Raw genomic sequence first — 14,463 nt, 5'->3', positions numbered from 1 at the left:
TTATCTTATTATTTTAACGCCTGTTGCTTTGAACATTACACATAATATTTTATTTTCTTCAATTTCCAAAGCTTCAAGAGAATTTGGTGTAACAAGCACTTTTAGATCAACACCGCCAATATCCAATGTTAACCAGACCAAATGGCCTCTTTTTTGAATTTCGGTAACTTTTCCATTGAATACGTTTTTTGCAGAGCTGTCAAAACACTTCAAAGCAACGATTATATTTTCAGGCCTAATTGATAATTTTACATTCTCGCCAACTTCTGCAATATCTGAAGAATACATCTTTACTCCTGAAACATCCAAAACTGAAATGTCCCCCAGTACCTCTTCCACTTTTGAATCAAGAATGTTTGTACCAACAAAATCTGCAACTATTTCAGATGAAGGGTTTGAAAATACGTCTTCAGGAGTTCCGTACTGGTAAACTCTCCCGCCCTTCATTATCAAAACTTTATCTGCAAGACTCCATATATCATCAAAATCGTGAGTTACATGAAGTACTGTCGTTCCATATTTTTTTATTGCAGTTTTAACGAGTATTCTTATCTTTTCTTTTGTTTTAACGTCCAATGCACTGAAAGGTTCATCCATAAAAAGGATTTTTGGCTTTATGATAAGCCCTCTTGCAATGGATGCCCTTTGCATTTCTCCACCACTAAGGGTTTCGGGTTTTCGGTTTAACAGATGATCGATTCCGAGAAGTTTTGTTATCTGAAGGATTTCTTCTTTTATGACTTTTTTATCCTTCAATTTCTTTTTAAGACCGTATTCGATATTTTCGTAAACTGTCATGTGTGGAAACAGTGCATAATCTTGATAAATTATGCTTATATTCCTTTTTTCAGGATCTAAACCTGTTATCTCTTTTTCTTCCAAAAATATCTTTCCAGTTTCAGGAGTATAAAATCCAAGCGCAGTTTCTAAGAGTATGGATTTTCCGCTACCAGTTGGCCCGATTATTGTTACATAATCTCCTTTTTCAACGCTTAAATTAACGTCCTCTAACTTAAACTCGCCCAGATTGATATTTAAGTTTTCAACTTTAACGAAACTCAAAATTTCCCTCCTTCGTATTTCTCAAATATCAATATTGCGATAAAGGATATCATTAGAAGCACAATTCCGCTTGAAATTGCCATCCCGAGGTTCCCATATGACATGTTTAGGTACAAAGTTATTGGAAGCGTTTCTGTGTACATGTACGTACCGCCGGCAAGCATCAAAACTGTTCCAAACGTACCCATGCACCTTGCAAACGCGATTATCGATGAAGCAAAAATCCCGCTTCTTGCCATTGGGAGGGTAACATTTTTAAAAGTTTCAAACTCGCTGTATCCAAGACTCCTTGAAACGAGTTCATATCTTGGATTAATATCCTGAAAAGTAGAACATACAATCCTTATCGCATAAGGAAGTGCTGTAAAAATCTGGGCTACAACTATTCCTAGTTTGGTAAATACTACTTTTATTCCAAAAAATTCTAAAATGTCTCCAATAAATGTCTGACCGAATAAAAGTAAGAGTGCAAGCCCTAAAACAAGCTCTGGAAAAGCTATTGGTAAATCAAGTATTGCTTTTACTACATTTTTTCCTGGAAACGAGTATCTAGATATCGCATAGCCTGTAGGAATTGAAAATCCTAAAACGAATGCTGTTGAAAGTAATGAGGAATACAACGATACTTTAAGAGAATAGATCATTTCTGGATGAAATAACGCTGCAAAAACATCTTCAAACTTCGGAACTAGAATGAGTGAACTTATCGATAAAAAAAGTAAAAATGTAAATGAAAATGTCAGAAAAATTGACATTTTTTTAAAATTAATTAGTTGCATGGGTTAAAACCCCACTTCTGCCAGAGTCCCAATGATTCTTCTGAGATTACATAATCATTGAAAGCTTTTGCAACTTCAACATCCTCTGCCATAGTGGTAACTGCAGTTGGGATTGTTTTGATGGTATTTTGATCTTTTGGTATTTGAATAACTACAATTTTTCCTTCTGATTCTGCCCATGTAACCATGTCTTCCCATATAATGGTTGCATCTGCCTGTCCTGTTGCTTCGTATATTAAAAGCTGGTTTACGGTAGGGGTGAAAACTTCAACATTTGAATTTACATCTTCCCATATCCCGTTCTTTTCGCATATGCTTTTAGCAGTTTTTCCAATAGCACATGCTTGTGGGTCTCCTAAAACAACTGATACATCTTCTCTTGTTAAATCTTCAAGACACGTTACATTTTTAGGATTTCCTTCAGGAACTGCAATAACTGGAACGTGGTAGACCACCATTAAAACAGTGTCATTTAATATGTATCCAGCTTTCATTGCATCTTCAGTATATTTGTATGCGCCTGGAATAAATACGTCACATTCACCGGTTGTGGTTAAAACACCGAATACTTCAGCGCTTCCACCGTAGTGAACCTGAACTTTTGCTCCAGTTTCATTTTCAAAGTTAGCAATTATTTCATTCATAGGTTTCATTAAACCTGCTCCACAGCATAATCTTAATGTTTTACCATCGTATATCTTTTCAGAGCCTGTATCTGCTGAATTATCAGTACAGCCTGCAAAACATGTTAGAAGTAAAATTCCAACAATTCCTAGCACCAATATTTTTTTCAAATTATCACCGGATTTATAGAGCATAATAATTTCGCACATATGTTTAAAATCAAAAAATGCGAAAAAAAATAATGGATTTTAATTATCCCATAGTGACTAAGTCACTTAATTCATCAGGAACATTTCCAACAGCTATTGCTGGGCTAATTACTGGTTGTCCTGCATTTTCAAATACATCTGGGTTTTCCAATACTGTTTTTACAAAATTAACTCCTTCTTCATAGTCTTCTGCATTTGAAGGTACAGTCATTCCGTAAACGATTGGTTTTGCAAGAATCGTACTGTTTTGACCTTCTAAAATTATGCTTGCTTTAGCATAATCATCTGCATTTGCATAGCTTCCGAGGTTAATTTCAGCAGGAAGTTCGATGTATGATAAATTGTGCTGGTTTGCAACACTCTTGTAGATAAATAAATAATCGAATGCACCAGTTTCTAAAGGACCTAAAAGGTCTACTTCTTTGCTTCTCATGAATACTTTTTCTTCGTTAACTTCAATTGATGCAGGGCTTCTTACAAGGTAAGTTCCGTCTGCATTTTCATCAACTTCAAAGTTTGAATTTTCAAGCATCAAGTCGTCGTAGATTGTTGAATCTCCGTAAGCTGTTTCTGCAAGTTGTACAACCATTTGGGTTCTGTAACCACATGGGTCATCATTAGGGCTTGAGAAACCGTATTTTACACCACCTCTTTGGAAAATTTCATACCAGTTTTCTGTAGTAATTTCATCGTAGTACTGGCTGTTTTCAGTATATGCAATAACAATTTCGTTTTTTGCAACCATTACATACCAGTCTGCATAATCTGGCATCATCATGTCGGGGATTAATGTATAATCCGCAGATGCCAATATTTCTGCAGTTTTATTTAGTTCTGTAATTTTTCTAACACAAGCAACACTGCCTGCAGCTTCTCTTTGAACGTCCACATTAGGATATTCGGCTTCATATAATGATTCATATTCTCCGAAAGGAACTGCAAGGCTCCCTGCGTGGAATATTTTTAATATTTTTGGAGTTGTGTCTTCTGAAGTGGATTCAGAAGCATTTTGGTCTACACATCCGCTGAATGCGAGGATCATTAAAATCCCGAACATTACAACGATATTTAATGATTTTTTATTCAAAATACCACCACCATTATGGTTAACACCTACTTTATGTACTTAAAAATTATATATACATTACTAGATGAATTCGAAAGTAATACTTTATAATTAAAGATATTATATGGCTAAAATTGGTAACTAAAATTAATTACCATAATCCGAAATAAAAAAAAGACTTTTTTAAAGGGTTGAGAATATTAAAAACTATTTAACATGCTTTTTTTCAAAATAAAAAGTTAAACTCTAATTTATAGAAATATTGATATATGTAGGAAAATAGAGAAATAATAACAATAATTTCAACGCGGTATTTTTGATTTTATTCAGTCTTTTTTGGTGAGGCCATGTATGCGGAAATGTCAAAAGAAGAATTATTGAAAAGATTTGACGAGTACATAATTTCAGACGATATTAAGGAAAAGACAGAAGCTACAAAACTATTAGGATACCTCGGAATAAAAGAAATTAAAAGTCGAATGGACAATATTTTAAAACTTACTTTGGAAAATGACATTTCAATACGCTTAAATGTAATAACTGCGTTTTCAAATATCTTAAATAGATTTCCGGAAGTTTTTAGCGAATTTTTATCCTGTATGTATTTCAATGCAGAATTTTCAAACAATATTCTATCAGAACATGCTAAAAATGAAATAAGAGCTTTTGAACCAGATGTAATCGAAAGGCATGTTGAATATTTTAAAAATGGAATTTATTCAAAAAATACAGAAGAAAGATTAAAATCAATCGTCGGTCTTTCATTAATCTCAAGATTCAGCCCAGAATTTTTGGATAAAGCACTATCTGAAATTGTAATGGTTTCTACGTACGATAAATCCAATTTAATTCAGTTAATCGCACTTGGAACCCTCGATGACTTTTCAAAACTTGATAGAAACCTTTTGAGGTATTCCTACCTTGTTTTCAATAAAAAAATAGATATAAAATTGATAAATCTTGCTGAAACCAATGATGAAACTTCTAAATTCCTAATTAACCTTACAATTTCAAAAGAAGCAGATGAAAATACGCTGCAGGAATTGTTAAAATATTTATCGAATGAAAACGACTTTTATTCGTTACTTGCAGCAATTTCACTTCAAAACAATATTTTTAAAGTTAAAGATACATTTTCAGAATATCCTTTGATATTTCAAAACCATATTTCAAAATTCTACAAAAAACATCTCGGCAATATGCAACAGCTAGTTTCATACTATTTAATTTTGGATATATGCCGCATGTTAAATATGGACATTAAACACTTGGATTTTGAAAAGATATTTTACTATTTAAAAAAAAATATCTCTGGAAAAAACCATCTGTTAAAAGCATACTCATTGAAAATGATTTATTCATTATTTAAAATAGAAAAATTGAATTTAGATGAAAAAATTGATGAACTTTTTGATAATCATCCATTTGAAAATGTTTTAAAAGAACATCCATTATGCTACCACTTTGGAATTCCACTTTTAATTGAGAAATATAATGTCCTACCGGAAATTGATGAAAGCCCATATTTGATCAAATCTCTTGATTTAAAAATGCGTTACATGAGTCATTCAGAACGTTACGAGTATTTAAAATCGGCTGAAAAAAACTTTGAAAGTGTATACTGGCTTGAAAGATATGAAAGTGTAAAAAAATTAGGAACTGCACTATATTTTGAAGAATCAAAAGATTTTATGAACTTCGACCTTTTAAACAATATTCTTCATGATGAGATATATCTTGTAAGAACCATTGGAGTATGGATACTTAGGGTACTTTCAAAATACGACGTAAAAATTCCCGAAAGGATTATTTTACAATCAATTCACAATTTAAAAAGCCCATATTGGGAATTGAGATTTGAATACTACTTATTCTTCAATGAATTATTGGAAAAAAATTCGGAAATAGTAAAAAACTTCAATATTGCGTCAAAACTTAAATCTACTTTAGGAAATCTGTATGTGACTGAAAAACATTCTCCTTCAAAAGCAGTTATCAAAAATATATTAAATAAAATATTGGAAAGTTTGGAAAACAGATCTGAAAAGTTTCAGAATGAATTAAATACTTTGGATTATCCTGAACCTTATCTTGAAAATCCAGTATCGTCTGCGGCATTTTTAGAAAAATTAAAGGTAAATATGGATAGTTACATCTTGAAAAATGATGAAAAAAATATTTTAAACATTTTAAAATTCCTCGAAACACATGAATCAAAACTCGATTGTTCTTATTTATTGGAAGAACTCGTAAAATTAAAAAAGAATTATGATGGTGCGGATTATCTATTGAATAACTTAAAAAAAAGTTACAAATTAATTCCAAAATCTCTTGAGATCCATATCTTGGACAGTTTAGATAGTCCGATAGTTGAATATAAAATCGAGGGAGTTGAAGAAATCCTTATGTATTTAAACGAAGGATTCGAACTCAGTGACGAAATAAAACTTAAAATAAAGGAAATTTTGATAATGTACCGAGATGAAAAACTTACAGAACATTGTATTGATATTTTAAATTTACAGTCCGATATTGAAAGTAGAAGAATAGTTCTTGAAAAAGAAGAGTTTGAAACATATTTAAACGATTTAAAAAAAATTAAAGAGCAGTCTGATGAAAAAATAAAAGATATATCTTCTGAAGACCTTTATATAAAATTGAGCCATTATCTACATAAAACATCAGATTACGATTATGGATCAGTTAATTTTAACGATATTTTATACTTTTTATCGGATTATTCAAAACGTCCTTCCGTAATTTTAACTACAATTATATTAAAAATTTTAAAAAATGCAATTGCGGACCAGAATTCTGATATAATAACCAGAATCGATGTTGAAAATCCAAAAATTCTGGATAATTTGTATTATTTGATACATTTAACGGATTATAAAATACTTTCAAAAAATGCACTATTATTAACTGTCGAAATTGTTAAAAATAAACCCGAATGGCTTTTAGAACATCTTTATAATGATTCAAAAAATAAAAACTGGTGCATATTCTTAAATTCACTTTTAGATTATCCAGATGATAATGTAATTAGCGAAACTCTCGACGCACTTGATTATTATGCCAAAAATTCAAAATATTGCGGTTTTTCAGAAGAATTTATTGAAAAACTCATCAATCTAGTGGATAATTCAAACTGGACAAACTTCAAAAAAATTGTAAACGTACTCAGTAGTTATAAGATGGAAAAGGAACTTTTAAACCATATTTCTGAATTATTGATTAAAAAAATTGAAAATTCAAACGATGATTCTAAATTGATATTATTAAGATTCTTTAAAATTCAAGATATTACACAAATAGACGAAAATTTGATAAATAAACTCTTTAACCTTAAAAATTCTGAAAATTATGATATTAAAAGAGATATTGGAGAAATTGAATCCAAACTTAATCATTAAGTATTCGGAGTTAAACTATGTATCAAGATCTACCTCAAAAAGACCTTATATCACTTTTTGATAAGTTTATAGAATCCAAAGATTATAAAGAAAGGGCGGAATCTGCAAAAATTTTAGGATACATTGGTGAAGAAGAACTTGAAAAAAGGATTCAAAAAATTGTAGTACTGAATTCTGACCCAAATATTGCAGTATTATTGAATTTGCTTAGTTCTATAAAAAATATTATTTTAAAATATCCCAAAAAATCAGAAAAACTTTTAATACACGTGTATATAAATACTGAATTTTCAAATAATCTTGTAAAAGAATTTTCAAGGCAGATTATTGACTCAATAAATCCAAAAGTAATAGATAATATCGTGACATACCATACATCAAAGTTATATTCAAAAAATAATTTTGAAGTTGTAAGGGCCCTGCTTGTTTTAGGTTTCGTATCAATATACTCCCCAGAATATCTCAAAAATTCACTTCCGGAACTTTCGATGATTTCACTATATTCAAGTTCAGAACTTTCTAGAATACTTGCTCAAGCGATACTTGATGAGTTTGAAAGCATTCCTAAATCGATTATAAAAGAATTAAAATTTTTGATAGAATCACCACATATCGATGAAAATAGCCTTGATAAGGAAAATAAATTATTTAGAAAACTTGTAATTATTAATCTCAAAAAAGAAATTAGTAAAGAAGAGTTATTGTTAATTTTAAAACATTTGGATAATTTTGAATTCAAAATAGCATTTATATCTGCAATTACTGCCAAAAAACATACTGATTTACTAAAAAAATTAAATGAATCTAAAAATGAAATTTTATTAGATATTAATTCTTTAATTTTTAAAGTTTTGGAATCAAAAACTGAAATTGATAGTTTAAACGCAATTTTAAATTCTTCATACGTAAAAATACTTATAAGTTCAAACGTTACCCATGAAAAAGCTTTAAAACTTATTAAAAATGTATCTAATGATTATTTAAGACATGAAAACTATTTAATCAGTAATTATGGATTAGAAATTCTAAATTCGTTTGTTTTAATGAATTATAAAGAATTGAATATGAATATTGAAGAAATTCTAGAATCTAAAAATATTTGCGAAATTTTTAGAAAAAACAATATCAATTATTATTCGGGCGTTAAATTACTGGCAAATCTCGAACGATACGACCTATTGGGTCCTGAAAAAAGTCCTTATTTTAATGAAAATGCCATAAATACCTATGAAGAAATTCCAAAAAGCATGATTCATGAAAAATTTAAAAATCTTGAAAAAGAATTTGAAAGTGATGACTGGCTTTATCGATACGAAATCGGAAAAAAAGTTGGAAATCTATCCTATGCAATCCCTAAAGGAATCAAATACAATTATAAACTTATTGATATGCTTTTAAATGATAATACATTTCTTGTTAGGTCCGTGGGCGTCTGGATATTACAAATTAGTTTAGAAAGAAATATTAAAATTCCAAAAGAATTACTTATTAAATCCATTTCCTACTTTGATGACCCCAATATGGAAGTACGGCAGGATTATTCCATTTTTTACAACATACTTGTTAAAAAATATGCTGAAATATTAGGAGATACCGAATTGAAATTCAAATTACAATCTGCACTCATGACCAAATATTTCACGGATAAATTTATGATAATAAGAAACATCTGTGAAAATACTTTAAAATTATTTCCCAATTCAGAATATCTAATGAATTATGAAGATAAACCATTAAAAGCGAAATTTAAAACTCTTGAAAATACAATTAACCACCCGGAACTTAAAAAATCTGCCATAATTCGAATTAAAGTTAAATTAAGAAGTTATATTAATTCTAAAGATTATGAACATATTCAAAAAATCCTTGGATTTATTGAAAAACAGGACATTACCGAAGAATATTTCCATATATTTTCAGAATTGCTAAGGATTAAAAACGAATTTGATACTGCAAATTCCATTTTGACCACTTTAAAAAATAAATTTAAAAAAGTTCCAAACTCGCGTGAAAATATTCTTTATGGAAATTTAAATGAACTAATTGTTTCAAGACGAATTGATTCTTTAAATGAAATTTTTGGATATATTGAAGAAGATTTTGAATTAAGCGGAAAAATCACTGAAAAAGTAAAAGAATTTGTTATATACCCACAAGTAAACCCTAAAATAACAGAAATATCTTTAAAAATACTTAACAATCTTAAAAAAGAGGAATCTACAAAATTAGTAGCTGAAAAACTTGAACTTGAAGAATATTTATCTAAAAACCATGCTGAATCAGAAATTGTTGATGTTAAAAATCAAACGTGGAAAGAGATATATTTCTCATTAAAATATCTGTTAACCCAAGATTACAAAACCCTAAATTATGTAAATCTTGAATTTTCAGATTTTATAAAGTTCAATATCCTAAAATCAAATAAAAATTCCTTAATGATTACGACAATACTATTGGATGTCTTAAAAACCAATGTAAAATCAGAAGACACCAAATTATTAAATGAAATCGAAAATAATAAAGAATATATCCTTAAAAACATTTCAGAAATTATTTTTAACAGACAATATCCATTACTGGCATACAAAGGCCTTGAATTATTGAAAACAATAATGTCTAAAAAAACATTCTGGTTTGAAGAAGCAGTTTTAAAATCCAAAAATTTTGAAGAATATTTAATACTTGTTTCAAAACTTCTTGATGAAGATTCATCCCAAATACAGGTTGAAAGTTTAGAAACTCTTGCAAGTATGATCAAATTAAATATTAAATGCACAGATTACCCCGAAATTCATGAAAAAGTTCTGAATTTAATAAGCAATGATGAAAAATGGATAATCTTTAGAAAAGCTCTTGATGTAGTATATGCCTGCAATTTTGAAGATAACGAAGAAATCCTTGAAAAAGTAAGTAAAAGAATTATAGACTACCTTAAAAGTTCCCAGGACGATTCTAAACTATTTTTAATAAAATTCTTTAAAATAAAAGGAATAAATAAAATCCCAGATTACTTATTTGACGAATTAAAAGAATTTGAAAATAGTCCGAACCCATATGTGAGTTCTGAAATAGCAGAATTGATTCATAAAAGAAAAGGGATTATAAATCAATAATTAATTTTTTTCCACAAAATTTTTCAAAAAGTATTCGTATGCAATAACACCATCGTCTGAGAGTTCAGGATGAAATGAAATTGCCATGATATTTCCTTGTTTTACTCCAACAATATTTTCGTCATCTTTTGAAATTATTTCTACGTCTTTCGAAAGTATATCTCCAACTTGTGGGGCCCGGATAAATACTGCGTGTATCTCTTTTCCACCCAATACTATTTCTTTCTCAAAACTGTCCTTTTGGCTACCGTATGCATTTCTTTTTATTGTTACATTTAAAATATCTAGTAATGGCTGCTCTTTTCCTGTTCCCTTTGATAAAAGAACCATACCTGCACAGGTGCCAAGTATCGGGATTTTTAAATTTCTAATTTTATCGATAAATCCATAGCTTACCATCAATTTCCCAATAGTGGTGCTCTCCCCACCCGGGATTATTAAAGCATCTATCCCTTCTAAATCGTCTACAGTTCTTATGCGTTTAGGAATACAGTTTATTTTTCTAACTGCATCTTCGTGTTCTTCTATATCTCCCTGAATGCCAAGTATTCCCATTATTTTCATAAATTCACCGTTTTTTATAAATTGTACTTATTACGGATAGTTTTGAATCATTATTTAAAAATTTGTATAATAAATTATATATCTAAATTAATAAATATATATTCCCAAAATAAAAATGGGGCCGAGACCGGGAATCGAACCCGGGTCGAGGGATCCACAGTCCCTCAGGATAGCCACTACCCTACCACGGCCACAATAATCATCTTTTACGATTGATATAATGCAGGGGCAGGGATTTGAACCCTGGAACCACTACTGGACAGGATTCTAAGTCCTGCATCTTTGGCCAGGCTCGACAACCCCTGCACTTAAAAATAAATGCTCCAGCCGGGATTTGAACCCGAGTCCCGGCCTCGAAAGGGCCGGATGATTGGCCGGACTACACCACTGGAGCTTGTTTCAGATTATATGGGCCCGATGGGATTTGAACCCATGACCACTCGGTTATGAGCCGAGCACTCTAACCAGCCTGAGCTACGGGCCCGTACCCGGTCTTGAGAGTGAATAATTTGTTAGAAAAAATGGCGCCTCCTGCAGGGCTCGAACCTGCGACCTACGGATTAACAGTCCGTCGCTGCTACCTACTGAGCTAAGGAGGCTCGCTGTCTTACTACTTGACCGCACAATAACAATCAACATTCTGATATATAAACTTTATGTAGTAAAGTATAAATACCAAAAAGGATATGCTTAATTGTGGATTTAACTGGAAATTGCCAAGGTAGTTCAGCCTGGGAGAACGCTGGACTGAAGATCCAGTTGTCGGGTGTTCGAATCACCCCCTTGGCACGTTTTTATTTTGGAAGTATTAATTTATTAATTTAGATATACTGTTTTATGTGTTATTTTTTAATAATAAGATGCTATTATTTTATTGTAATTTAAACTGGTGGATTCATGAAGATTATTGGAAGCATGGGTAAAAAAACGGAAAACTTAAAAATTGATGCTAAAAAATCATATTTAAAACGTATTGCAAAAAATGTGAAAGTTTCAGAAGGAGAACGGGCTGTTGAAGATATTTTAAGATGCATATACAGAAATCAGCCGATTTCAACAAAAAAAATAGGCCAATATGTAAAACTGCCTCTTCCAATTGTATCTAAAGTTAGATCAATTCTTGAAAGAGAATCTCTCTTAAAAAGAGACGATAAAGGAGCGGTATTTTCAAAAGAAGGTGTTGATTTTGTCGAAAAGGAACTTAGACTTAAACTTAAATCTGATCTAAAATGTCCGGTATGCAGTGGAAAAAATATTGTGTTTGATGAAAAATTTGAAAAGATATTGAAAAAACACAAAACTTACGCTAAATTAAGGCCGCAAGTAAACACGATGATTGATCAGTCTTTTGCAACACCTGAAACAGCGGTTGCTAGAGCTACAATAATGGCCGATCGAGGAGATTTAGAAGGAAAAAGAGTTTTATTTGTGGGAGATGATGATCTTGCATCAATTCCAACTGCAATGACTGGACTATGCAGTGAAGTCGTTGTTTTAGATATCGATGATAGACTTTTAAAATTAATTTCAGAAGTTTCTAAAAAAGAGAATTTGAACATTGAAACTGTGAAATGGGACTTTAAAAATGAACTTCCAAGTGAATTTGTAAACAAATTTGACACAATATTTACTGATCCCCCATATACATTGAATGGCGCAGTGCTTTTCATGTCAAGAGGCATCGAAGCACTTGGAAACGATGGAATATTGTATCTTGCATTCTCTCATAAGCCTGTAGAAGAATACATTGAACTTCAAAAATCAATCAACAATATGAACTTTTTAATTTATGAGTTGATTCCAGGATTTAACTTTTATGAAGGAACCGAAATTATTGGAAACACTACATTTTTGGCAAGACTCGTTGGTAAAAATTTGAAAAAAATAGACGTTAATTCTGAAAAAATATACACTGGAGAATTAAAACCAACTTTAAGATACTACCGGTGCATGAACTGTAAAAAAGTCCATGAAATTGGAAATAAAATAAAAAGAATAGAAGATTTAACCTGTGAATGCGGCGGAAAAAAATTTTCAATGATTAAACGATCGAAAGTAAAACAAAAATAACTTTGAAAAAATAAAATTTTAAATTTTTTTTAAATAAAAAAAGAGAATTATTCTGTAATTAAAACAGCGTTTACAACACCATCTTGTCCAGGTCTTGAGGTAACTTTTGCTTTACCCATTTCTGTTTCGATGATTGCTCCTTTTGTCATAACGTTTCTTCTGATATAGTGTTTGTTTGCTTTGTTGTCGAGAACTTTTGTTACAGCAACTTTTTTACAAACATTGTTTGCTTGATCAAAGACGTTTGCGTAGTTAGTTTTTTCCAACTTAACTTTTAAGTTTGCGCCTCTGCATCTTACAATTTTTCTTTTGATTACTTCTGAAACTTGTGTTTCTGCTGCAGGTCTTCCCATTTCTCTTTTATGTTTCTTTGCAGCTCTCCAGACTTTAGCTCCTGTTGAGAGCCTTCTGCTTGCTCCTTGCCAAATTGCCATGATTACACCTTGTTTGTGTTTATTTTTTAAAAAATCGAAGTTTTTCCGTATATTTAATAAATTTTTTGAGAGAGTATGCGAGTATAATATGTGATTGCCATAATACTATAAAAAATTAACTGCATTTCAAAATAGGTTAAATAAAGTATAATAGATTGATTATTTTACCGAATCTTCAAATAAAAGCTTTAAAATCGCCATTCTGACAGGAACTCCATAAAATGACTGTTTAAAGTATCTTGCCTGTGGAAGATTATCGACTTCGGAATCGATTTCATCAACCCTTGGAAGCGGGTGCATGATAACTACGTCTTTGTCTCCAATGTGCTCTTTTGAAAGTCGGTATATTCCCTTTACCTTGTAGTATTCGTTAACGTCGACAAACCTTTCTTTCTGAATCCTTGTCATGTAAACAACATCAACATCTTCAATTTCAACGTCAGTCATTTCCGAAAGTTTTATTTTTCCATCGATATCTTCAATTACTTCTCTTGGCATTTTAAGTTCTTCTGGAGAAATTAACTTTATTTCTACACCCTTAAAGAGGGATAATGCTTGGCACAAAGAGTGAACGGTTCTTCCATACTTTAAGTCACCGATAAATGCGATTTTTAAATTTTCAATGTGTCCGACTTCCCTTTTAATTGTATATAAATCAAGAAGTGTCTGTGTCGGGTGCTGGTTTGATCCATCTCCAGCGTTTATGACTGGAACTTTTGAATTTTCACCTGAAAGCCTTGCAGCCCCTTCTGAAGGATGTCTTATTGCAATTAAATCACTGTAACCGCTGATTACTTTGATAGTATCTGCTAAAGATTCGCCCTTTGTTACAGAAGTATTTGAAATATCCGTAAAACCGATAACATTTCCACCAAGCCGCTTCATTGCAGTTTCAAAAGAAAGTCTTGTTCTGGTTGATGGTTCGTAAAAAAGAGTTGCGAGTATTCTCCCGTTTAAAAAATCACAGTGACCTTTTTCATTTAAAATAGCTTCCATTCTTTCGGATTCGTCTAAAATATTCAAAATTTCTTCCCGACCGATGTCCCTCATCGAAATTAAATGCCTCATCAAACCACCGACATTTTTCATTAATTATAAATTAAATATATATAAAATTATGGTGCAA

General features: G+C 31.0%; 10 protein-coding genes and 6 tRNA genes. 4 read left to right on the top strand and 12 right to left on the bottom strand.

Going from position 1 to position 14,463, the window contains the following annotated elements; genetic code table 11:
* From MMARC5_RS09050 to wtpA, 4 genes are all read right to left on the bottom strand, one after another.
* The gene (locus MMARC5_RS09050; RefSeq protein WP_011869502.1) at nt 1-1,062 is read right to left on the bottom strand and encodes an ATP-binding cassette domain-containing protein; all 1,062 of its coding nucleotides are present in this window, start codon (nt 1,060-1,062) and stop codon (nt 1-3) included.
* The gene (locus MMARC5_RS09045; protein ID WP_011869501.1) at nt 1,059-1,841 is read right to left on the bottom strand and encodes an ABC transporter permease; all 783 of its coding nucleotides are present in this window, start codon (nt 1,839-1,841) and stop codon (nt 1,059-1,061) included. The genes MMARC5_RS09050 and MMARC5_RS09045 overlap by 4 nt, the downstream gene beginning before the upstream one ends.
* Nucleotides 1,832-2,635, bottom strand: a complete 804-nt coding sequence (gene modA, locus MMARC5_RS09040; protein WP_048058538.1) for a molybdate ABC transporter substrate-binding protein — start codon at nt 2,633-2,635, stop codon at nt 1,832-1,834. The genes MMARC5_RS09045 and modA overlap by 10 nt, the downstream gene beginning before the upstream one ends.
* 82 nt (nt 2,636-2,717) lie before the next feature.
* A complete protein-coding gene (gene wtpA / locus MMARC5_RS09035) occupies nt 2,718-3,761 on the bottom strand; it encodes a tungstate ABC transporter substrate-binding protein WtpA (protein ID WP_011869499.1) in 1,044 nt (347 codons plus the stop codon).
* Between the two features lie 326 nt (nt 3,762-4,087).
* Here wtpA and MMARC5_RS09030 point away from each other — a divergent pair, with 326 nt between their 5' ends.
* Both MMARC5_RS09030 and MMARC5_RS09025 read left to right on the top strand, forming a co-directional pair.
* Nucleotides 4,088-7,156, top strand: coding sequence for a hypothetical protein (locus MMARC5_RS09030; protein WP_011869498.1), 3,069 nt, complete (start codon nt 4,088-4,090; stop codon nt 7,154-7,156).
* Between the two features lie 17 nt (nt 7,157-7,173).
* On the top strand, nt 7,174-10,269 hold the full coding sequence (locus tag MMARC5_RS09025) for a hypothetical protein (RefSeq protein ID WP_011869497.1): 3,096 nt from the start codon (nt 7,174-7,176) through the stop codon (nt 10,267-10,269).
* On the opposite strand, the gene pdxT is transcribed toward MMARC5_RS09025, so the two are convergent.
* From pdxT to MMARC5_RS08995, 6 genes are all read right to left on the bottom strand, one after another.
* Nucleotides 10,270-10,833 carry a pyridoxal 5'-phosphate synthase glutaminase subunit PdxT gene (gene pdxT / locus MMARC5_RS09020; protein ID WP_011869496.1) on the bottom strand — a complete coding sequence of 188 codons (564 nt, stop codon included), beginning with the start codon at nt 10,831-10,833 and terminating at the stop codon, nt 10,270-10,272. It abuts the gene before it with no gap.
* Nucleotides 10,834-10,949: 116 nt separating this feature from the next.
* Nucleotides 10,950-11,024 (bottom strand) — tRNA-His (locus tag MMARC5_RS09015).
* 30 nt (nt 11,025-11,054) lie between these two features.
* Nucleotides 11,055-11,139: transfer RNA gene (locus MMARC5_RS09010), tRNA-Leu, on the bottom strand.
* Between the two features lie 13 nt (nt 11,140-11,152).
* Nucleotides 11,153-11,227, bottom strand: a tRNA-Glu gene (locus MMARC5_RS09005).
* 15 nt (nt 11,228-11,242) lie between these two features.
* Nucleotides 11,243-11,317: transfer RNA gene (locus MMARC5_RS09000), tRNA-Ile, on the bottom strand.
* 38 nt (nt 11,318-11,355) lie between these two features.
* A tRNA-Asn gene (locus MMARC5_RS08995) sits at nt 11,356-11,432 on the bottom strand.
* 116 nt (nt 11,433-11,548) lie between these two features.
* Between MMARC5_RS08995 and MMARC5_RS08990 the strand changes: the two genes are divergently transcribed.
* Both MMARC5_RS08990 and MMARC5_RS08985 read left to right on the top strand, forming a co-directional pair.
* Nucleotides 11,549-11,622: transfer RNA gene (locus MMARC5_RS08990), tRNA-Phe, on the top strand.
* 108 nt (nt 11,623-11,730) lie between these two features.
* Nucleotides 11,731-12,903 (top strand): bis-aminopropyl spermidine synthase family protein, encoded by a 1,173-nt coding sequence (locus tag MMARC5_RS08985; RefSeq protein WP_011869495.1) that lies wholly within the window; start codon nt 11,731-11,733, stop codon nt 12,901-12,903.
* 47 nt (nt 12,904-12,950) lie between these two features.
* Here MMARC5_RS08985 and MMARC5_RS08980 read toward each other — a convergent pair whose 3' ends face one another.
* Entirely contained in the window at nt 12,951-13,337 is a 387-nt protein-coding gene (locus tag MMARC5_RS08980; RefSeq protein WP_011869494.1) for a 30S ribosomal protein S8e, read from the bottom strand.
* Between the two features lie 159 nt (nt 13,338-13,496).
* On the bottom strand, nt 13,497-14,405 hold the full coding sequence (gene pyrB, locus MMARC5_RS08975) for an aspartate carbamoyltransferase (RefSeq protein WP_011869493.1): 909 nt from the start codon (nt 14,403-14,405) through the stop codon (nt 13,497-13,499).
* Nucleotides 14,406-14,463: the final 58 nt, after the last annotated feature.

The sequence above is a fragment of the Methanococcus maripaludis C5 genome, assembly GCF_000016125.1.
GTDB classification, from domain to species: domain Archaea; phylum AGJL01; class Methanococci; order Methanococcales; family Methanococcaceae; genus Methanococcus; species Methanococcus maripaludis_D.
This window is presented reverse-complemented; position numbering and strand designations above follow the sequence as displayed.